21 protein-coding genes, 1 tRNA gene and 1 pseudogene are annotated in these 20887 nt (G+C 46.6%); 11 read left to right on the forward strand and 12 right to left on the reverse strand.

Going from position 1 to position 20887, the window contains the following annotated elements; translation table 11 throughout:
- Positions 1-30: 30 nt before the first annotated feature.
- Complete coding sequence (locus K7I13_RS13535; RefSeq protein ID WP_255946528.1) at positions 31-492, reverse strand: GNAT family N-acetyltransferase; 462 nt, start codon at positions 490-492, stop codon at positions 31-33.
- A complete protein-coding gene (locus K7I13_RS13540; RefSeq protein WP_255946530.1) occupies positions 489-893 on the reverse strand; it encodes a hypothetical protein in 405 nt (134 codons plus the stop codon). The genes K7I13_RS13535 and K7I13_RS13540 overlap by 4 nt, the downstream gene beginning before the upstream one ends.
- A 74-nt stretch (positions 894-967) precedes the next feature.
- Between K7I13_RS13540 and K7I13_RS13545 the strand changes: the two genes are divergently transcribed.
- The gene (locus K7I13_RS13545) at positions 968-2389 is read left to right on the forward strand and encodes an MATE family efflux transporter (RefSeq protein ID WP_255946532.1); all 1422 of its coding nucleotides are present in this window, start codon (positions 968-970) and stop codon (positions 2387-2389) included.
- 115 nt (positions 2390-2504) lie between these two features.
- Here K7I13_RS13545 and K7I13_RS13550 read toward each other — a convergent pair whose 3' ends face one another.
- The 8 genes and pseudogenes from K7I13_RS13550 to K7I13_RS15770 all read right to left on the reverse strand — a co-directional run bounded on the left by K7I13_RS13550 (position 2505) and on the right by K7I13_RS15770 (position 10269).
- Complete coding sequence (locus tag K7I13_RS13550; protein ID WP_255946534.1) at positions 2505-2897, reverse strand: ParB N-terminal domain-containing protein; 393 nt, start codon at positions 2895-2897, stop codon at positions 2505-2507.
- Positions 2898-2908: 11 nt separating this feature from the next.
- The gene (locus K7I13_RS13555) at positions 2909-5566 is read right to left on the reverse strand and encodes a penicillin-binding protein 1A (protein ID WP_255946536.1); all 2658 of its coding nucleotides are present in this window, start codon (positions 5564-5566) and stop codon (positions 2909-2911) included.
- Between the two features lie 505 nt (positions 5567-6071).
- On the reverse strand, positions 6072-7055 hold the full coding sequence (locus K7I13_RS13560; RefSeq protein ID WP_255946538.1) for a PEGA domain-containing protein: 984 nt from the start codon (positions 7053-7055) through the stop codon (positions 6072-6074).
- Complete coding sequence (locus K7I13_RS15760) at positions 7052-7186, reverse strand: M23 family metallopeptidase (protein ID WP_369413679.1); 135 nt, start codon at positions 7184-7186, stop codon at positions 7052-7054. Before K7I13_RS15760 ends, K7I13_RS13560 begins: the two co-directional genes overlap by 4 nt.
- Positions 7183-8001 (reverse strand): LysM peptidoglycan-binding domain-containing M23 family metallopeptidase, encoded by an 819-nt coding sequence (locus tag K7I13_RS15765; protein WP_369413680.1) that lies wholly within the window; start codon positions 7999-8001, stop codon positions 7183-7185. The genes K7I13_RS15760 and K7I13_RS15765 overlap by 4 nt, the downstream gene beginning before the upstream one ends.
- Positions 7998-8153 carry a hypothetical protein gene (locus tag K7I13_RS13570; RefSeq protein WP_255946540.1) on the reverse strand — a complete coding sequence of 52 codons (156 nt, stop codon included), beginning with the start codon at positions 8151-8153 and terminating at the stop codon, positions 7998-8000. The genes K7I13_RS15765 and K7I13_RS13570 overlap by 4 nt, the downstream gene beginning before the upstream one ends.
- Positions 8154-8660: 507 nt before the next feature.
- A complete protein-coding gene (fdxA, locus tag K7I13_RS13575) occupies positions 8661-8831 on the reverse strand; it encodes a 4Fe-4S ferredoxin (protein WP_255946542.1) in 171 nt (56 codons plus the stop codon).
- 143 nt (positions 8832-8974) lie between these two features.
- Positions 8975-10269 (reverse strand): annotated as a pseudogene (locus K7I13_RS15770) (methyl-accepting chemotaxis protein).
- A 492-nt stretch (positions 10270-10761) separates the two neighbouring features.
- Between K7I13_RS15770 and K7I13_RS13590 the strand changes: the two are divergent.
- Positions 10762-12468: an ATP-binding protein gene (locus K7I13_RS13590; RefSeq protein WP_500789622.1), complete on the forward strand. Its 1707-nt coding sequence runs from the start codon at positions 10762-10764 to the stop codon at positions 12466-12468.
- Positions 12469-12693: 225 nt separating this feature from the next.
- Here K7I13_RS13590 and K7I13_RS13595 read toward each other — a convergent pair whose 3' ends face one another.
- Positions 12694-13149 (reverse strand): hypothetical protein, encoded by a 456-nt coding sequence (locus tag K7I13_RS13595; RefSeq protein WP_255946548.1) that lies wholly within the window; start codon positions 13147-13149, stop codon positions 12694-12696.
- Positions 13150-13570: 421 nt separating this feature from the next.
- On the opposite strand from K7I13_RS13595, the gene K7I13_RS13600 reads away from it, so the two are divergent.
- The 9 genes from K7I13_RS13600 to K7I13_RS13640 all read left to right on the forward strand — a co-directional run bounded on the left by K7I13_RS13600 (position 13571) and on the right by K7I13_RS13640 (position 20330).
- Positions 13571-13930 (forward strand): bactofilin family protein, encoded by a 360-nt coding sequence (locus K7I13_RS13600; protein ID WP_255946550.1) that lies wholly within the window; start codon positions 13571-13573, stop codon positions 13928-13930.
- Between the two features lie 19 nt (positions 13931-13949).
- Positions 13950-14576 (forward strand): tetratricopeptide repeat protein, encoded by a 627-nt coding sequence (locus K7I13_RS13605; RefSeq protein WP_255946552.1) that lies wholly within the window; start codon positions 13950-13952, stop codon positions 14574-14576.
- Positions 14576-15994: a tRNA (N(6)-L-threonylcarbamoyladenosine(37)-C(2))-methylthiotransferase MtaB gene (gene mtaB, locus K7I13_RS13610; protein WP_255946554.1), complete on the forward strand. Its 1419-nt coding sequence runs from the start codon at positions 14576-14578 to the stop codon at positions 15992-15994. The genes K7I13_RS13605 and mtaB overlap by 1 nt, the downstream gene beginning before the upstream one ends.
- A gap of 62 nt (positions 15995-16056) precedes the next feature.
- Positions 16057-16878, forward strand: coding sequence for a hypothetical protein (locus K7I13_RS13615; RefSeq protein WP_255946556.1), 822 nt, complete (start codon positions 16057-16059; stop codon positions 16876-16878).
- A gap of 11 nt (positions 16879-16889) precedes the next feature.
- The gene (locus tag K7I13_RS13620) at positions 16890-18002 is read left to right on the forward strand and encodes a hypothetical protein (RefSeq protein ID WP_255946558.1); all 1113 of its coding nucleotides are present in this window, start codon (positions 16890-16892) and stop codon (positions 18000-18002) included.
- A gap of 71 nt (positions 18003-18073) precedes the next feature.
- On the forward strand, positions 18074-18796 hold the full coding sequence (locus K7I13_RS13625) for a hypothetical protein (RefSeq protein WP_255946560.1): 723 nt from the start codon (positions 18074-18076) through the stop codon (positions 18794-18796).
- 154 nt (positions 18797-18950) lie between these two features.
- Positions 18951-19400, forward strand: coding sequence for a hypothetical protein (locus tag K7I13_RS13630; RefSeq protein WP_255946561.1), 450 nt, complete (start codon positions 18951-18953; stop codon positions 19398-19400).
- Entirely contained in the window at positions 19352-20143 is a 792-nt protein-coding gene (locus K7I13_RS13635; RefSeq protein ID WP_255946562.1) for a hypothetical protein, read from the forward strand. The genes K7I13_RS13630 and K7I13_RS13635 overlap by 49 nt, the downstream gene beginning before the upstream one ends.
- Positions 20144-20257: 114 nt before the next feature.
- Positions 20258-20330, forward strand: a tRNA-Lys gene (locus tag K7I13_RS13640).
- Positions 20331-20564: 234 nt separating this feature from the next.
- Here the strand turns inward: K7I13_RS13640 and K7I13_RS13645 are convergent.
- The gene (locus K7I13_RS13645) at positions 20565-20867 is read right to left on the reverse strand and encodes a hypothetical protein (protein WP_255946563.1); all 303 of its coding nucleotides are present in this window, start codon (positions 20865-20867) and stop codon (positions 20565-20567) included.
- Positions 20868-20887: the final 20 nt, after the last annotated feature.

Consider the following 20887-nt stretch of genomic DNA (forward strand, 5'->3'; position numbering starts at 1 on the left):
GATAAAACGGAAAAAGAAGGCTACGGGCGTTTACCTGATTTCGAATTTCATGGGTATATATTTTATCCCGTTTTTTTCCTGTACCTCGCCTGTCTTTCTGAACCCCAGGGCTTCATATATTTTTCCGGCATATAATGACGCGTTAACGGTTACGTCCGCAATTTTTCCGGGCTTCGCAAGCCGGCTGAGATAGAAATCAAACAGCTGTCCGCCGACGCCTCTGCCCTGGTGTTTTTTATCAACAAAAAATAATGCAATATGGTTCATATTCCTGATTTCAAGCGCTCCGGTAATAATACCATTTTCCTTTGCCGCATAGAAATTGCTTTCCCCGGCAAAACGCGCTCCGAGGGCTTCCGGGTCCGTATATTCCTTAAACGTCCTTATTCCTTCTTCGGAATAATCTCCTCCGACGTATTCATCGAACACCGTATTTACCAGGCGGACAAAATCAGGTATCTCTTCTTTGCGCAGCGGTCCGACGCGTATCATATTTTTCCATAGGCCTTATTAAGAATAAACTCAACCACCAGTTCCAGATCCCGGTGGTATTTTGGTATTTCCATTCCCAAAGCTTTTAAAAACAATAAACGTTCGGGAGAAACAACCAGAAAGGTATCCTGCTCTTCCGCGTTTTCCCTTAGATAGTCATAATCAAAAGTACATATCCGGTTCCAGATTTCAAACCCATATTCACAAATACCGATATCGCCGTACAGGTCTTTAATGTTTTCAGGATATTTTTCCATCAGTTTTTTATGGTCTTCCGGAGAAACAACCAGATCAATATCCGCGCCTGCCTTTCTGAGGCCATAAAATTCCATCGCCAGACCGCCGATCAGCAGAGGCTTGTGCGTAAAATCAAACTGCAAAACATCAAGATTTATTTCCATATCAGACCTCCGGAATTGTCTATTGACAGAAACTGCCAATAGTATACAGTAAAGCAGGAGAGTTGGAAACTATTATGGACGAAACAATGCCGGCGGACCGGCCCGAAGCCGGAAACATTCTCGCGACTGAAAAAATAGGAAAACTGCTTGTAAAATTTGCCGTTCCGACTATTATCAGCTTTCTTGTAAGCGCGCTTTATAATATTGTTGATCAGATATTCATAGGGCAGGGCGTAGGGATTCTTGGAAATGCGGCAACCAATATTGCTTTTCCGGTAACCACCATCAGTACCGCACTCGCCCTTCTTCTGGGGATCGGAGGCGCTTCCAATTTTAACCTTGAGCTGGGGGCGGGCAGAAAAGAACGGGCCTCACATATTATAGGAAATTGCGTTGTCCTGCTTGGCATAACGGGCCTGATTCTCTGCGCTGTTATAATTATCTTTCTGGAACCCCTGATGCATGCTTTCGGGGCGACGGAAAATGTTCTTTCACACGCCCTTACATACACCGGCATAACCGCTTTGGGTATACCTCTGGTCGTTTTTACCGCCGCATCAAGCAATCTGATCCGGGCGGATGGAAGTCCCGGTTATGCCATGATCTGTATGCTGAGCGGAGCTGTGCTTAATACCATACTTGATCCTATCTTTATTTTTGTTTTTGATATGGGAATCGCGGGCGCCGCCTGGGCCACTGTAATAGGGCAGGCCGTGTCCTTTGTCCTCGCGGTCCGCTATTATTTTAATTTTAAAACAGTCCCTCTCGCGGCGGAACACTTCAAACTGAAGGGAACATATATCAGGGCGATTGTTTCCCTCGGCGCGGCTTCCTGTTTTAACCAGCTGGCCATGACCGTTGTCCAGATTACCATGAATAATACACTGAATTATTACGGTGCCGAATCTGTTTATGGAAGCGATATTCCTTTAGCCTGCGTGGGTGTAATAACCAAGGTAAATATCGTTTTTATGGCGTTTATTCTGGGTATTTCCCAGGGGAACCAGCCTATTGTAGGATTCAATTACGGCGCCCGGAATTACGACAGGGTAAAAAAAGCCTACAGGCTGGCTGCAACGGCGGCGACAATTGTTTCCACCATTGCGTTCCTGTGTTTTCAGTTTTTACCCCGGCAGATTATCAGCATATTCGGAGACGGGAGTGAAATATATTTCCGGTTTGCGGAACGGTTTTTCCGCATATACATGGCCATGATGTTTATTAATGGCATTCAGCCGGTAACGGCAAACTTTTTTACTTCCATCGGAAAGGCGAAAATGGGTATCCTGATTTCCATGACCCGCCAGATTCTGTTTTTGCTGCCCCTGATTCTGATTTTTCCGCTGTTTTTCGGCATTGACGGCGTTATGTACGCCGGTCCCATTGCCGACGGCATTGCCGCTGTTCTTGCCTTTTACCTTGTGTCGAGGGAAATGAAAAAAATGAAAGAATTGGCGGCGCAGGTTTCAGAGCCTGAAAAAGCAGACAGGATATAGATGAAATTTTGCCGTAGCCGGGCGGTTATTAAGCTGCGCAGAATGCTGCAATTCCTGTCCGGTGTTTCCGGAGGAATCGCAGCATTTCCAGGCGATTGAATTATCCGGCCGCCGCCTAGTATTTTTTCCCGAACAGCCTTTTGAAGAAAGCGACAATTGCCCGCCACAGGCGGGTAAAAAAGCCGGGGTTTTTCAGTTTTTCAAGCCTCATATAGGCCGACATCAGTTCATCATCGGTAAAATTTGACCTTTGCACATTTTCTTCTATTTCTATCTCGAGTTCATTTACCGCGTCAGTTTCTTCCAGAATAACCGCGTTTATGGTATGCCAGCCAAGCTGTCTGGCGGCTTCCAGCCTTCTGGCTCCGGCTATTAAGACATAATCTGAATTTACGGTAATGGGATTAAGAAGCCCGTATCTTCTCATGCTGTCCCTCAGGGCTTCAATATCCTGAAGTTCATGCCGTACCCGGTGCTTTATTTTTATTTTCTCAAGAGGTATTTGCATAAGGCCTCCAATTATTCCAGTAACGGATTGAATGCAGGTTCGGAAACCGCCTCATCTTCATTATCATCAATAATATCTGTTTCTGTTATAAATATATCACTTTCAGCCGGAATTTGCTCAACATTTTCACCGGAAAAAGCTGTTTCAATGATAAATTCTTCGGGCGGCTGCGGTACCGTTTCCTGATTGCCAGCATCGGGAACCTCGCTCTGGGCCTGAGGCCGTCTGTTGTTCCGGTTAAGCTGGTTCGCCCTTCTCTGGGCGGCCTGACTCGGCGCGGGATCGACAAAAATATCAGGATCAAGCATAAGCGCCGAAGTATCGGTTGTGGCCGGTCTCTGGCCCACTATAAAGGTTTCCGTTTCGAGCCGGCTTACCGCAAGCTGTTTCAGTTCCAGATTGAGTTCATGATATTCGCAGTAACTCGTCGGCTGGGTTCCCTCAAGGTAATAAAGCTGTATTGATCCGTTGGAGCAGTTTTCTGTGACCAGCATCCCTGATTTTCTGCAGACAGTTGCCTGCACCAGACCTGTCTGGGGTTTCACAAAATCGCGGTAGGGGAGTCCGTCATGGATTAAACCCATGTAATCGCCCCAGGCAACTCCGGAAAGCGTCGCTCCTGTATTGTCCAGCCCAAGAGAAAATCCCGGCTGATCAAAACCAAACCAGATAACGGTGGTAAAATAAGGCGTATAACCGACTGCCCAGGCATCGGCCCAGTTCTGGGTTGTTCCGGTTTTTCCTGCGGCCGGCATAACAAAGGTTCTTCCGGTATCCTTGTCCCTGAATGTAAGTTTTTGTGTAAATCCCGAAGCCCAGGCCAGGGTTCCTGTTCTGATCGTGTTCTTCAGGAGGTCATTCATAATGTACGCGTTCTGGGGACTGACTATCTGGATATTGTTTCCCTTGCGTTTTTGTTCCAGACGAAGTTCCTTTTCAGGATCAATAATGGTCCTGCCGTTCCTGTCTTCTATGGAACGGATTGCAATAGGTGTTACTTCCTTCCCCTGATTTGCCAGAGTGCTGTATGCCCTCGCGATCTGGATCGGGGCCACACTGATAACTCCCAGCCCGATGGAATGAACCCTCGGGAATACCCTTTCAATTGTCGCCTTATTGGTATATCCAAGCAGGGCGGCCGCCCGGTTTATTGCAGCGTCAAAACCTATTCCGTCAAGAATTCTCAGAGACGGAACATTCAGTGACTGGGCAAGCGCCTCCCAGAAAAGAACCGTACCCTTCCATTCACCCTTGAAATTAAGGGGGGTGTAGGGAATTTTATCTTCATTGTAAAAAACTACCGGCGTATCATTTATAACGGAACTCGCCGTAAACTTCCGCGAATCAATGGCTGCGGAGTAATACAGCGGCTTGAACGTACTTCCGGGCTGCACATACGCCTGCGTCGCCCGGATTATCTGGTTCGACTGGTCGAATTTACTTCCGCCCACAAGCGCTGTTATATACCCTGTATCGTTTTCCAGTGTTATAAGGGTCCCTTCAATAGTTGTCCGGGCCGCAGCCTGCTGGGTTTTCGCATTTACCTTGTTCGTTGTGGTTTTAAGGGAATCGAGCCCGAATACAAGCGTCATCATATCAACAACCGGATTAATCTTTGACCGGTACTGGGCGGCCGATTTTACCTGAATGCGTTCCGCCGATACGGCAAGTGAGGGCAGATTAAAAGTAAGCGCTATCAGCTCCGTAATCTGGGCATACTGATCGCTCTTCGTAAAATGGGTCGAACTTGACCTCTGAAACCGGTTATTTGCGAGCGTTATATGCCGCTGCATCACCTGGTCGGCCGCAGCCTGGTGATTTAAATCAAGGGTTGTATGTACCGTATAGCCGCCGGAATAAATATCCATGGTTCCGTACATCATGGTGTCTACCAGCTGACGCCTCACATATTCCGAAAACCAGCGGGCCTTATCGTCACGGGTAAGCCATGCCGAAGAAGAGGTTCTGGTATAATCAAAATTTGCCCAGTATTCGTCAAAGGAATTTTCTGCCTCTTCCCTTTCAAGGTATCCCAGCTGGACCATCTGGCGCAAAACTTCCCTCTGGCGGTCCATTGCGCGGTTGGGGTGATCAAAAGGATTGTAAAATGACGGGTTTGAAAGCTGAATAACCAGTATAGCGGCCTCAGCCGGAGTTATTTCCGTTGCGGAATGCCCGAAATAAAACCTTGAGGCGGCATTCACTCCATAGGTTCCCCCGCCGAAGTACATTTTATTCAGATACAGTTCCAGAATTTCGTTTTTTGAGTACCGGCGTTCCATTTGAAGCGCCCACCAGAGCTCCTTGACCTTTCGTGTAAGCGATCTTTCCGCGCGGTCACAGTACAGGGTACCGGCTATTTGCTGGGTAATGGTGCTCCCGCCGCCGAGCGATCTGCCCGTCAGTTTACCGTAAACCGCCCGGGCTATGGCCTTTATGCTGTATCCCTTATGCTTATAAAAAATCTGATCTTCCCTTGTTATAAGGGCGTTAATCATGTGGGGAGGAAGTTCTTCGAGAGTTATCATTTCCCTTTTTTCCTCTGAAGCAAATTCCGTTATAAGATCGCCCCGTATATCAAGAATTTTTGTAGGCAGATCAGGGTTGAAATCGGTAAAATTCTCGGAATTTTTCAGATTTGTTGTTTTTGCCAGGGCAAATCCAAGCATTCCCCCGCAAAACACAGCGGCAACAAGAAAAAAGATGGAAGCAATAATTCGCTTTCGATTACCTTTAGACATATATATAATAAAATCACAAACCGGCTTTTGTTACAAGAAGGGGAGAGCAATTTCAAAACTGAGAAAGTTTTGAAATTGCAACCTTAGACGTAACAAAAGAAAAATCTATTTCTATCAAATATAAAGAAATAGATTTTTCTTTGAAAAGTTTCTTTCAAAACTAACCGAGTTTTGAAAGAAGCTCAGGGTATACGCAAATACAAAAAAAAGAGCCGGTAGAAACTACCGGCCCGCCTATCAGGCTCGGACAGCCAGTGGGTGGGAGGGGAACTGACTGCCCGATATTATATTTTCGGTGAGTTTTCCTATTCCTTGAGCGGAAAAATGAAAAAGTAGGGACCTTTTTCATAAAATCGGGCTTTCCGGACAGAGCGGAGAAACTGTTTTTTGATTTTATTATGGCGGATTTCCGGAAACAGACTGCAAGGACCGGTTATGGAGTTTCCGATACCTGGATATCAATTGTCATTGAAACGGTATAGTCGCGTCCTTTTTCAATCGTAATCTGCCGGACAAGCTCATAATCACCCAGTCTGAACAGAATAACATGTTCACCGGGGTCAATGGCCCTTTCTTCCCGAGGATTTTCCAGAAGCTCATTGTCAAGGTAAATATCCGCGTTTTCAGGGGCAATCAGAAAAAGATGCGGGGTAGTGTCCTGCAGCTGTACCTCAAGTTCGGTCGTCCGCGCTGACTCAACCGTAAACTGCCGGACCTCATTCCGGTATTCTTCCGAGACTACGGAAAGATAATGGTTTCCCGGAGAAAGAAGCTGCAGCGAATGCGGTTCCTGCAGGAGCGTTTCATCAAGGCGCACGCTGACCGGATACTGTTCTTCGTCCGGATAGGTGAGCGTAAGAATAAACCCGCCTTCATTGATAAAAAGAGGCTTTATTTTAACTGAAAACACCACGTTTTCTATATCGTCCGGCAATCCCTTCATGACAGGAAGCAGCCGGAAGAGCAGGGGGCCTGAGGCCGGATTATGCATGTAGGATATCACTGTGCCGTAAGGACCGCTTTTAAGATTGTGTTTTTCTATCAGCGGCACCTGCAGAATGAGCGTAAGACGGGAAGGAAGCGGAGCCAGTTCAATCCGGTCAGCCTGATAATCTATGACATTCTTTACAGGCGCCGGTTTAATCCGGTGATACAGCCCGTAAGCTATGCTGTTCCGGTATTCCAGAATTTCCGCAGGGATTTTCACTTCAATTTCAACACCCTTCAGGAAAATAATATTTTCCGGAAAAAAAACGGCGACCGCGTCATTATAGCCTATATTTACGGTTTTCCCTTCGGATTTTTCAGTGTCAAGGACAAGAGTCGTTACTGATCTGACGCGAAAAGACTCTGCGCATACTGAAAACGGCAGTAAAAAAAGGAAAAATATAATACTGAAACTCTGTATTTTTTTCATTCCGTTAATTTCCCGCGAAAATAGCCTTCAGGATCTATGGGCGCGCCATTTTCATGTATTTCAAAATGTAAATGCGGCCCGGTTGAAAGACCGGTTGACCCGACCGTACCTATAATATTACCGGATTTCACTTTTTGATGCAACTCGATTTTTTTGTCTGCAGGTGTCCGTAAAGGCTTTCCCGCCCTTCCGAATGCGTGAGAATAATATAATTTCCGTATACCGGGTTTGAGTCTGAAATCCTGACTATTCCGTCTGCGCAGGCATATACCGTGGTTCCCTCAGGAGCCGCTATATCAATGCCTTTGTGAAAGATATTTTGGCCGGTAATAGGGCTTTTCCGCATACCAAAGGCTGAAGTATACCGGCCTTCCGGAAGCGGAAACCGGAAATAGGGTACCAGAAAGAAATTTCTGACTGTTCCATTGAACACCGCGCCGGGAATACAGTGGACTGTCCTTGCCGAAACGGTTCCATCCTGCCGCCGTTCCCTTAATGTAAAAGAAACGGCCCGGTCAGCTTCAAGGTCAAAAGAAGAAAAAAGCAGGGTTTCAATGGAGGAATCGGCTTCCTCCGGCAAATACAGTCCGGGCAGGGTAGGCAAAACCAGGATCCTTCCGGTAATTTTTTCCGTCATTGAGGAAATGCGGTTCAGCGTAGCAATAGCATCATACGGAATGGCGCAGCGGGCAGCAATGGCCAGCAGCGTATCGTTTTCCCTTACTCTGTACGCATATAAATTGACGGGATAAGAACCTTTTCCGCCCAGAGCAAGGGCTTTGCGTCCCTCAAGCACATCTTCGGAATACTGCCGGAAAACAGGATCAGTGGAAGAAAGGGACGGAATAAGCGGGTACAGGCTTTGCGGATAACTCTGTCCTGTCAGAAAAAGAACAGCCAGGATATTCAGGAATATGAAAAGAAGGCAGGCCCTTGCCGGCTTCATTTTGTATCGGGTTTTGGCTGCCTTTCGGGAGAAAGTCCGAAGGCGAGAAATCCGTATACGGCGAGGGTTAAAAGGACTGTTATTCCTGCGCCGATCCGGTTCCAGTTAAGGACCTGTATAACCGCAGCACACAGGCCGGCCGCAATTGTCACTTTGCGGAGTACGGAAAACAGGAGTTTTCTCGGGTTTTTCTATAGGATGATCTGATTCTGTATCCGAAGATAATCAGCAGCAGGAGAATAAAAATAACGGAAAAAATAATGGTATACAAGGAAGGATTTGAGTCTGCTATGTACCATAACGGATATACAATTAAAAATCCCAGTACAATACAAACGGCCATCAGACACAGAACACGAATAATATTTGTGAAAACAGTTATATAACCTTTAATGATTTTTTTATCAAAATCTTTCCTTCGCGGGAATAGTTACGGATATTTCAGCGGGATGCCCCGGTATATTCCCGGGACAGTCCTTTCCGGAACGATATTATTCGCGTCCGGAACATAGTTTATTCGTGGCGAGGGTTTAATACCCCGCCGCGGCGGTTTTTATAAAAACCTATACAAACGTTAGTTTTTATAGGTTCCATGGTATTAGGCCTGAGACCAATGCCACGGGAGAACAAAATACCTTGCCGCTCTGCGGCGAGGTATTTTATTCCTCGGAGATTGCTTCTACCGGGCAAACAGCTGCGCAGGCGCCGCAGGAGATACAGGTGTCAGCGTCAATAACACGCTTGTCAGCCTGTTCGCTGATTGCTTCTACCGGGCATTCGCCTTCACAGGCGCCGCAGTTTGTACAATCGTCTGAAATTATGTAAGCCATACAATACTCCTCTAGACTTAATATTGAAATTTCTGAACATTGCGCGGATTTTCCATCCGCATGTTATTATAAAATAGCCTAAAACCTGACAAAAAACAAGCCTCAGCGTTCCGGCCGCCAGGTTTTATTTTGCGGAACCAGTCCTAAACCGTTTTGAAAACAGCAACCTGGGATTCAACGCCGGCAATATGGGTAAGACTTTCATCAATCTTCTTTGAGGATGTGTATACCATACCTTCGATATCCTTTGCCCTGCGGTCTATATCTACGGAGGAGGATTTTATATGTTCCGTTATATTCAGCAGTTTGTTCATTTCGCCTGTAATCGCGGAGCTTCCCCGGGTCATTTTTCCGGACCCCTCATGAATTTCCTCGGTAATCCGGCGGATATTTCCCAGGGCATCCAGAATTTGGGTACTCCCGGCCGACTGTTCATCAATTGCGGATTTTATTTCCCGTTCAACGCTGGTAACAACATCCACGGATGAATAGATTGTATCAAAGGATAGCCCTGTTTCATCGGTATTTTTGACTGCGAAATCTATCGACTGTTTGAGTTTTTTAAGGTTATCGCTGATTATTTTTGACTGGCTGTTTGAAACTTCGGCGAGAGATCTTATTTCATCGGCAACAACCGCGAAGCCTGTTCCCGCCTCCCCGCGTGGGCGGCCTCGATCGCGGCGTTCATTGCCAGCAGGTTAGTCTGGTTCGCTATATTCCGTATTATTTTGTTTGCCTCGAAAACACTGTCGGACTGATTGTTCAGCATGACAACAGCGTCTTTCAGGCTCTGGACCTTAACGCGTCCATGTTCGACTTCTGTATTCAGTCTGTTGAATTCATTTTCACTCTTCTGGAGATTTCCGGCTATGGAATTAATGTTTGCCATCATTTCCTCTATTGCCGAAGAACTTTCGCTTACATTAACCGACTGGACGCCGATTTTTTCATCCTGTTCCTTTGTTATCAGGACCATCTCTTCTATAGTAGAAGAAACCGAAATAAAGCTGCCTGACTGGCCGATTATGGATTCCTTGATCGATTCAATAAGTTCACTGATTTCGGAAACCGATTCCAGCGCCGTATTCACGGCCCCCTGGGCTTCTTCGCTGTTCGATTTGCTCTCATAAACTCCGTTCCGTATTTCGGTGACTATCCGTGAAAGGGAATCCGTAAAGGTATTAAGCCTTGTTCCGAGGTCCCCTATTTCATTCTTGTTGTTGCCGGCAAGTTTTATGGTTAAATCTCCGTCGCCGTTCGCAAGATCATTTGCCACCGCGGAGGCTTTTTTAACCGGGTCGCTGATTCTTTTTATAATAACATACAGAAAACCCAGGCAGGCAATAATGGCAAGCGGGAAAACCCAGAATATATCCCTCAAATTGCCTGTCATGCCCAGAATAATGCCGAAAATAAAAATAATGATTATCAGCAGCATAAACGGGACCAGAATAGCCCCGATAAGAGACCGTTTGAAAAAAATCTTGTCATTAATGTAAAAACCGGGACCGTAATTGCTGCCGCAATGCAGAAAAAGACCAGCATATTCATTTTTTTACCCCTGCTAACTTTGAGAATTACAGTCAAATAATCTCGCATTATTTGACTCTTTCCGATTATAAGTGTTTCTGATAAAAAGAATTAGCTGATTTTTTATATCAGAAACTTACATTAAAGGTGTATATTCAGGTATGATAAATCAGTACCTGAAAAATATATATGCAATAGACCTGTTTGACAACGCCAAAACTTCGTTCCGCTGTCAGTTTTTACAAAACGCGCATATATAAATCGGGCAATATTTCCTTTTTTACTATAACACGTAAAACATCTGTTGTCATTTTCTTTTCTATGATAAAATACAGAAGGTGGAGGGGAGTATGCAGTACAATCAGCAGCTCATTAAAAAAATCTTGACTATATCAATATCCTGACCGGCTGGGCCCAGGAACTGTCCGTAAAATATTGTTCAAAAACCGCGAATCTGTATTTTGTCCACGGAAATATCCGTGATTTCCTGCCGCACCAGATGGAAGAAGGCAAATTCATGTTTGTCAAAATCCAGGATTATATTTCGGAAGTCCTGTTCGGCAACCGTGATATTATCGTGTATTATGATAAGTCAGGCGGGGTTACCTTCTGTACATCAAAAATGCAGAGCGACTATCTGAAAACCATGACCTCCCGATATCCTTCCGTTCCGCCTGAAGACTTTCTTTCCCGGGATCCGGTGAAGGCCTTCGATTATCTTGAACGCTATTTTGTATATAATATCAGGCAGAATGATGACTGCCGGATCGTTCTTATCATTGATTATGCCGAAACTATTATTCCGGCCGATGAAATCAGTAATCTGGATGAGATTGACCGCTATTCCCTGGTCTGTCTGAACCGCTGGTCCCATGAACCCCAGTTTACAACCGGCGATGTGTCCATTATCATGCTTACCGAAAACCTGACCGATATAAATCCCCGGCTCTCGAGCGCGCCTTCAACCGTAAAGATTTCCGTTCCCTTTCCGGACACAGCGGTGCGGACCCAGTTTCTGGAATTCCTTAACCAGCAGGACCAGCTTTTGCTGGAACGGGGCCTGAATCCTGAACGGGTCGGTATCCTGACTTCCGGGTTGAATCTTCTGAACCTGAACCAGCTCGTTTCCGAGTCCTATCAGGAAGACCGGCCTATTACCCTGGAATATCTCAGAAACCGGAAACGCAGTATCATTGAAAATGAGGCTGCCGGCCTGCTCGAATTCATTGATACCGGACATGATCTTTCGTATGTAGCGGGGCATGAATTTGTAAAACACCGTTTTCAAAAGGCGGCCCGCGCGCTCAAGCTTGGGCAGACCGATGTGCTTCCCATGGGATATCTGATTTCAGGCCCAGTCGGTACGGGAAAGACCTTTATGGTTTCCGCTTTTGCCGGTGAAATAGGCGTGCCCATGGTAAAACTGCGGAATTTCCGTTCAAAATGGCAGGGCGCCACCGAATCGAACCTTGAAAAAGTCCTCAACATCCTGAAAGCAATGTCTCCCGTTGCCGTTATGGTAGACGAAGCTGACGCCATTCTGGGCGACCGGGACAGTGTGGGTGATTCCGGCACTTCGAACCGCGTTTTTGCCCAGATAGCCAATTTTATGGGAAATACCGAATACCGGGGAAAAATAATATGGTTTTTAATAACCTGCCGTCCCGATCTGATCCCGATCGACCTTAAACGCCAGGGCCGGGCGGAGGAGCATCTCGCTCTCTTCTATCCGGAAACGCTGGAAGCCCGCGTTGAGCTGTTCCGGACCCTTCAGCGCAAACTGGAGATAAAGATAAAGGATTTTCCGGTTGCGGATCTGTTCAAAAGTATTAAATTCGACATATCAGGGGCGGATATTGAAGCTATTCTTGTAAGGGCAAAAATGAATGCCACAATGGACAACCGGGCCATGATTACACGCGCCGATATGGAAGAAACCATCCATGATTTTATTCCGCCTTCCTATCCCTATGAAATCGAGCTCCAGAATCTGGTCGCTGTCCTCGAATGTACGAGCCGGGAAATGGTCCCCGCAAAATACCAGAAACTTGAACGGTCAAAACTTGCCGCGGAAATCAGGGAACTGAAACAGCTCCTGGGAGAATAGGCCGGGCAGTTTCCAATAAAATACACCGCCGCAGAGCCGCAGGCTGATTAAACCCTCGCCCCGAATAAAAAAGCCCCGGCCATAAAATTCCGGGGCTTTTTGCAGGGAACAAAAAAACTTATTCCTCTTCGTTGTCTTTGGGCCAGGTCAGTGTTTTTGAACAGAGATCGGCAATTTGCTTGGCCGCTTTTACCGCATCGGCCTGATTGACCCCCGCTTCCTGGTTCAGTGTTTTTGAGAAAAAAGCTCCATTGACTGGAATACGTCGTCGCGGGTAAAGAACAGGAAGGCGAAATTTACCCCTTCCGGCCGCAGTACCGTAAAAGCGGTAATCGCCTGCTGGGGTTCCTTGTTATAGAAAATTCTGCTCTGGTTTTTTGCAACAATACTGTTTGTTTCACTGAAACGGAAGGGAACCATGAATTCCCTCGGACGGCAATAGGGCTCCATTGCCTTCTGGGGATATGAAGGCGGCTCAACCAGAATATATATTTTTTTTCCGTTGGTCTGGAAGGTGATGCTGTCCCCCGAAGAGAAAATATCCTTTACGGCAGAATAAGAAACAATCTCATATATACTGTAGGATGAATCCTCCCTGAAAAAAGAAGTGACAATATATCCTTCATCCATCGGGAGTTTGTTTTGTGTGTATGCTTCAAATAAATCCATTGCCTTAAGCATGGGTTCCGCCTCCTTTACTTATTCTATTAAATATAAAGCATAATCGGAACGAAAGCAATCATTATTCTTTCTCCCCGGAAATTGTTCCCCGCGGATACATTTTATATATCTTTAAGTTACGTTTCTGCTATAAAGAATTTGCTGGTTCTTGATATCAGAAACACTCAGAATCGGTAATAGTCAAATAATTTAAATTATTTGACTATATATTTCCTGATGAAAGGAAATATCCCCGGTTTCTCTTCTATAAGATACAGTCTTTTTGATTCCATATTTCCCCCGCAGCGCCATTCTTCAGCGGCCGACAGCCGGTTTTCCCTGTCCGGTTATCCGTAAAGGTCCCCGGACAAAGCGCCGCCGTCCGTATTTTCTGCTTGTTTATGTCTTGACCGAAGGTACTTGTCGCGGGTAAAGTATTTTTATGGTAGATAATAGAGACAATGATTTGCTCGATCTGGATGAAGAAGACTATGATACGGTTCTCGCTGCCGACATTGATTTTGACGGAATGATAGAGTTTGCGGAACCCTTAATGATAAAAGGCCGTGTTTCAGGAAGAATAGAAGCAACAAGTGATCTGATGGTTGATACGGACGCTGTTGTCCGGGCCGATATCAGGGCAGACCGTGTGGTTATAAAGGGTACGGTTATGGGAAATGTCAATGCTTCGAGAGTAGTCCATGTCTTCAGTTCGGGAAAGCTTACCGGTGATGTAACAGCCCCGGAGGTTGTACTTGATACCGGCTGTTTTTTTTCCGGTGTCTGTACTATGAACAGGTAGTTCACAGGCAGGTTTATGTATGCGCTATAAAAAAATCTGTATTGCTTTTATATGTATTATTGTATCCGCTCTTCCGGTTTTTTCCCAGACCAGGCGGGACGCGCTTGTTTTATACCGCGAGGGAAAATATACCGAAGCAATTGAAGTCTGCCTGAGTGAAATTTCCGAAAACGACCGGAATGTTGAAAGTTATGTAGTACTGTGCTGGTCTCTTGTCCGGGCCGACCGGTATGAGGAAGCCGATGCCTGGAGTGAAAGAGGCCGGAATATCTCGCGGTATGATCCAAGACTGATCGAAATTCAGGCTGAAGCAAAATACTTCCTCGGATATAATGACCAGTCTCTCCGCCTGTTTCAGGATTATATTTCATACGCCCCGAACGGTTCCAGAATAGCCCAGGCTTATTATTTTATGGGTGAAATTTACCTGCGGCAGGCCAAATACCGCCATGCCGATATGTCATTTTCGGCAGCCCTGCAGCTGGAAAGCCTGAACGCCGCGTGGTGGGTCAGACTTGCCTATTCCCGGGAGATGGCAAAAGAATACCGGTATGCCCTCGAAGCCTATAACAGGGCCCTTGCCCTGAACAGCAATCTTCAGGATGCTATCCGAGGGCGCGACCGGGTGACAGGTTTGCTGCGGTAATGTTTCCTGTTTACTTTGAAACACTCGGGTGCAGACTGAACCAGATTGAAACCGAATCTCTGGCGCAGGCTTTTTTATCTGCCGGTTTTACAATCAGAACGGGAACTTCCGCGGAACCTGATATATCTGAAAAACCTGTTTCCTTATCAGGCGGTATCCTGATTTCCCCGTCCGCTTCGCCGGAACTCTGCATTGTAAATACCTGTACCGTCACCGGAAAGGCCGAACAAAAGGCCCGGCGGCTCATCAGACTGCTGCTCCGGAACTATCCCGAGTCGGTAATCCTGGTGACCGGCTGTTACGCGGAACTGGATGCCCTCAGCATTGCTGCAATCGATCCCCGGATATGTGTATATCCCGGCTCAAAAAAGGGATATCTGGCAAAACTCCCTTCTTTCCTGCTGGCATCAATGGAATCCTGTCCGGGACAGTCCGTTCAGGACATACTGAAAAACTTCTGTTCAGGAACCTTCCCGGAAACGGACGCAGCCGGTATTCCGGGGGAACAATCTTTTGTTCTTTCAACCAGTAATTTCCTTTTTCACTCCCGGGCTTCGGTCAAAATCCAGGACGGATGCAATAATAACTGTTCGTATTGCCGGGTCCGGCTGGCCAGGGGCAGGGCGGTCTCCCTTGAGGCTGATGAAGTCATCAGCCGTATCAGATCAATCGAGGAAGCCGGATGGAATGAAGTTGTCCTGACGGGCGTTAATCTGTCCCAGTACCGTTCCCGCGACGGGGATTTTGCCCGTCTCCTTGAGCGGATCCTCAGGGAAACAGATCATATCGCGGTGCGGATTTCAAGTCTGTACCCGGATCATATTGATGACAGCCTTGTTTCCGTGGCCGCCGACAGCAGAATCCGGCCGTCTTTTCATCTTTCGGTACAATCGGGAAGTTCCCGCATACTGGAAGCCATGAGACGGACATATACGCCGGAAACTGTATATATTGCGGCGGAAAAACTCCGTTCCGTTAAGGAAAACCCCTTCCTTTCCTGCGATATTATTGCCGGATTTCCGGGCGAAACAGAGGAGGATTTTAAAAAAACCCGTTCTCTCTGCGAGGGCATCAGTTTCGCGGGTATTCATGCGTTTTCCTTTTCTCCCAGGGCAGGGACTTCAGCTTATACCATGAAACCCCGTATTCCCGAACGGATTGCCCGGGAACGGGTGTCGGAATTAATAACCCTTGCCGAAGGAAATTATGAAGAATATATCCGGTACTGGACCGGAAGGGCCCTCCCGGCGATACTCGAACGGAATACGGCCGGAGAAGCTCCTTCTGTTCTGACAGCGAATTATCTTCAGCTGTTTCTTGATTCCGGCGAAGAACTGCCCGCCGGAACAGTCCCGGGCAGTGAAATTTATGTAAAACTTATCGGTTTACATAAGGCAAAACTGGAAAATTTTGTATAACTAGTGTATAATAAAACTGTCTGTACTATGAATACTTTGGGCCATGTGCCGGGAGGTCCTTTATGAGATTAATTTCCAAGTTTGTGCCGATTCTGATCACAGTTCTTATTGCATTTGTCTGCATTTCCTGTGAACCTGTCAGTATTTTTGAATCCCTTGATAAACCGGATACAGCGAAAATCGCTGAAAAACGGGACGCCGATCTGGTGGAAAGCCTGAAAGCGCAGAAAGGCTCCCCGAAATTTTATTCGGAACTGACCGGGTCCGAAAAAACAATGATAAAAGATTCCCTTACGGATATTATCATTTCGCCCACTTCCGATACTGAACTGGCAAGCGAGGCTGCCGTCCTGCTCGCCGAATTTGTGGTAAAAACGGAGCCGATTATTCATGATACAATCAATTCAATCGACGCCATTATTGACAATCTTACTACCGGCAGCGGAAATGCCGATGACATCCTGTCCCAGGTAATTGACGGTTTCACCAAGCCTGTTTCTTCTATAAAAGATAACCAGGATGCCCTTGAGGACTTTTTTGATAATATGCACACCATTGCCGACGCGTACAGCGAGGTTTCTTCGGGAACTCTCGGCGGAGGTGACATACAGGTATATATAGTCGCCGCTATTTTTGACTCAATCCTTGATTTATACAGCGGAAATAAAACCGCCGCTGGCGCTGCGCTTTCAGTCTTCCTTCAGGACCCCCAGAATACGGATGTAAATGAAATCCTTCCTCCGGGGAAGACCACAGACGATCTGGCCGATATGATTACCGATCTGAACGGTAAGGCCGGTGTCCTGAAAAATCTGGCAAACCTGGCGGACCTGAAAAATCTGTCGGATGCGATTCTCGATATGTTTGAAAACACCGGTAATTGAGGGGGCTGAAGATGAAAAAAAGAATTACAGGCATTGTCCTGATTTTAGCATGTATAGTTTCGTTCGGATTTGCGGAAGAAGTGGAAATAAAGCCGTTCCGTATACATACGCCCCGTTCAATCGGAATGGGAAATGCCTATAACGCCATCTCAACCGGGTATGAAAGTTTCTGGATTAATCCGGCCGGACTGCGCACGGAAAAGACTGAAATAAACTTTTTTAATCTTGCTGTGACTGTTCTTGGAAATCCCGGGGACGTCTTTTCCGCGGGCCAGAGCATGTTTGATGCGGACGGAGGATCGAATATTCTGTCAAGCCTGAAACAGGTCGTTACCGGCAGCGGCGTGGGTCTGAATGCCGGCGGCGGTTTTTCCTGGATCGGGAAGGGCTTCGGCGCAGGTATTTTCAACAGTTTTGATCTTTATATGCAGGGCGATCCCTTCCCGGCGGGAGTAGAGGGTTATGTTGACAACACCATATCCCTTATGTTCGGGTACGCGTTGTCGATTCCCCTTCCGTTTGGTATGAAAGTGACTGCCGGGGCCGATATCAGGCCTTCCCTGAAACTCCGGGGCGCAATTGACGCAAGAATGGTTGAGAAGCTGCTTCTTGAAGATAATGCTGATGTAATGAAATATTTTACCGATATTTTAAAAAACAAATACTTTGCGTTTCCCGTGGACATAGGGGCAAAAGTGGAGCTTCCGCTCGGTTTTGTTGTATCGATGTCGGCGAATGACATATTTGGAAAATATTTCGGGGGAGATACCGATTATTATGTGAACTGGGGGCTTAATTTCGGCGCTGCATGGCAGCCTGATCTCAAGGCCGCGGCCAATATCATAAAGCCTACAATTTCCCTGGAGCTTTCAAATATTAACAGAATAATAGCCGAGGAAACGGGCTTCTGGCGCGAATTAAAGGTCGGCTGTGAGGTTGCCCTTTTCAAGAGTATTGTTCTGCTTTGGGCCGGCCTTGACGGAGGATATCCTTCCTTTGGCGGCGGATTTGATATAGGGGTATTTGAAATAGGAGTCGCCTACGGGACAACCGAATACGGCAGATATCTCGGCGACTGTCCGGTACCCCACCTTACATTTGAACTGGCTATACGGCTTGACTGAAAACCGTATGCGGTTGGGGCTGGCTGTTGTAAACAGATTGTTTGAAAACAGTCAGCTTTTTAGGAGTTTATATGCGTAATTTATTGCCTGCGGCGCTCATTATCGGCATCCTTCTTTTTCCGTTTGCCTCCTGTCAGGATATGTTTACAACTTCACTGGCAAGCGGACTTTCGCGCTCAGGTTACGGAATTTCATCGTCAACATCTGTAGATGATTTGATAAGCATCATTAAGGGACCCTATGGGGGAGATTCCAGTGTCGCAAGGGAAGTAATGGATGCGCTCGGCACGAAAACAGCCGCGGAATTGAATTCCCTGTCAACCGAGGATAAAACAACGATTCTGAACGCCGCCACTGATGCGACAGTTGATACCGGGAAAGCCCTTGATATTCTGAAAAGCTATGATTCATCCACTTCAGATACGGACAAGCTCATTTCGGACATTCTGAATGTTTTTGATACGAATGTGGATTTAGGCGCGGTTGATACGCTCCTTGCAAATTCCGATGTCCAGAATTCGGTTCCGGTTGATACGCTCGTATTTGCATCGGTTGTCGTTCTGGCGGATGTAGCCACCGAGGTAGGAGAACAGACCATAAAAGATATTGTAGCTGATCCCAGTACAATCGATAATTATTCCCTTACGCCGGAACAGAAAGCAAGAGTGGAAAACGTTATTGCTGTTTCGGATGTTCTCGTAAACAGCCGGGCCCAGGAAGTAACGGATATGGGTACGGGACTCGGTTTTGACCTGATGGAACTGCTGCCTAAAGTCAATACCCCAAACCCTTAATGAACACGTCCGGCATATGATATAAAAAAAACAGGCAAACTGCCGATATTTGTAATGGACGGCATGTGTGCCGTATCCGGGATCGGGTATAGCTTCTGTTTTGGAGTTAATTTTAAAAGAGCCTGACCGGCTCTGTAAAAAGGATTGCAGGAAAATGAACAGCTTATATTCAATTATTACCGTCCGCGCCCCGTTGTTGAAACGGATAGGTATTATGCTGGCCGTCCTGTGCCTTATGCATGCCCTTCCTGCCCAGAGTTTTGATTTTACGCCGGTAAAACCCCAGGTAAATTCGGCGCGGATGGCCGGTTTCGGCGGTCCCTATGCCGCGCTTGAGGCGGGTTTCGATACTCTTCTGACAAATCCTGCCGCTTTCGCGTATGTTTCAGAGAAATGGTCGATCGCGCGTATCTCCGCAAATGTATCGGGTCCCCTGTTTGATCTCGCCTCGCTGATGGATTCTGATGATCTGGCAAATTCCATTCTCGATCTGACAAGAAAGAATAACGGGATATATCTCGGACTTGATATGACAGGCCCCTTGCCTTCGGAAAAGTGGACAAGAACTTCGGTTTTGGTATTTTTAACAGGACCGTGGTTGTAGGCAATGTTCCTTCGCTCAACTGGGTGACCGCATATGCCGGAGAAGAACTGCTGCTGGTCGGAGGTTACGGTCTCAAGGTATTTGAAACCGATTTTCACTCTCTTTCAGTCGGACTTCAGCTGAAGGGTTTTTTCCAGCTTTTCCTTATTGAATCCGGGACTTCGCTCAATATTCTGAATAAATTCATTGATTTTGATTTTGGGAGTATGTTTGATTCCATTCCGGCTGTCTTTTCAACCGGGTTCGGGCTTGATCTGGGTATCCAGTACCGGTTAAGCAACTGGTTTGACGCGGCTATTGTCTGCCGGGACGTTTATACCCCTGTCTTTTCAACGCGCTACGCCTCCGGACAGGAATTTCTGGACGGCAACCGTAATTCCGATACTATATATGACACTCTTTCCCCTGATCTGACCGTGGGAGTTGTTTTTACCCTGCCGCTGCCCACCTACTGGACAACCATAACCAAATGGACCTTTATGCTGGATTACCGCGATATACTGTTTTTCCTCGAGCCCCTTTACAAAAATCCCATACTGAATCTGGCGGCGGGTACTGAACTCATCCTTCTTGATGTTATAAGCCTGAGATGCGGTATCAGCGATATGTATTTTGCCGCCGGGGTAGGGCTTAACTTTTCCATTTTCAAACTTGATCTTGCGATGTACGGAAAAGAGCTCGGCATTGATCCCGGGACCCGGCCGCTCCTGAATATACTGCTTTCGCTTTCATTTGAATACTGAGCTTTCAGTATGCCGGGGAAACAGCCGGGGCTTCTTATAAATTATCCGCGGCCGGTTCCTGCGCTATTGACAAAATTTCCCGTATAGTATATTTTTCTAACACTGTTATTTTCCGGGCCACTAGCTCAGTAGGTAGAGCAACGCCCTTTTAAGGCGTGGGTCGATGGTTCGAATCCATCGTGGCTCAAAACCGGTATATCCTGTAATATTTATTGCAGGATATTTTTTTCTTTAAAACCCTGCCCTGTATATTTTCGCGGCCGGCAGGAATGTCCGCAGCGCAGAGGAAAATATAAAAAAGTTTTGAATGGGATGGCCTCATACCGGAAACTGTATCGCATGGACCTGACGGAATGCCGCCTTTCCCGCCGGACAGACGCTTAATATTTTCGGTGAAGTATCCGTAAAATTCCTGCGGTTATCAGACTGTCATCTTGCTCTTCATTGAAGACAGACTCATTCCTTCTTCCTGCTGGACAAAAAACGCGCAGTTTTCCCTGTCCTGCTCAAAAATTTCAGCAAGGATTTCCTTTTGGGTAATCAGGTCTTCGGCGTTCCAGAAATCATTGTAGCACTTCAGGATTCCAGGCGTTTTTCCAGTCCGCGCGAAATTCAGGTTCCGTGAAAGAATAAACCGTTCTTTTTTTGAAAGCTGTGCACAGATAAAGCCGTTAAAAATGCGGGCTTCCCAGGTGAAAAAGTGGCAGTGAAAGCATTGTTTCATACAAAAGTCCTTACAAATTC

It is taken from the genome of Brucepastera parasyntrophica (assembly GCF_022376835.1).
Lineage (GTDB): Bacteria > Spirochaetota > Spirochaetia > Treponematales > Treponemataceae > Brucepastera > Brucepastera parasyntrophica.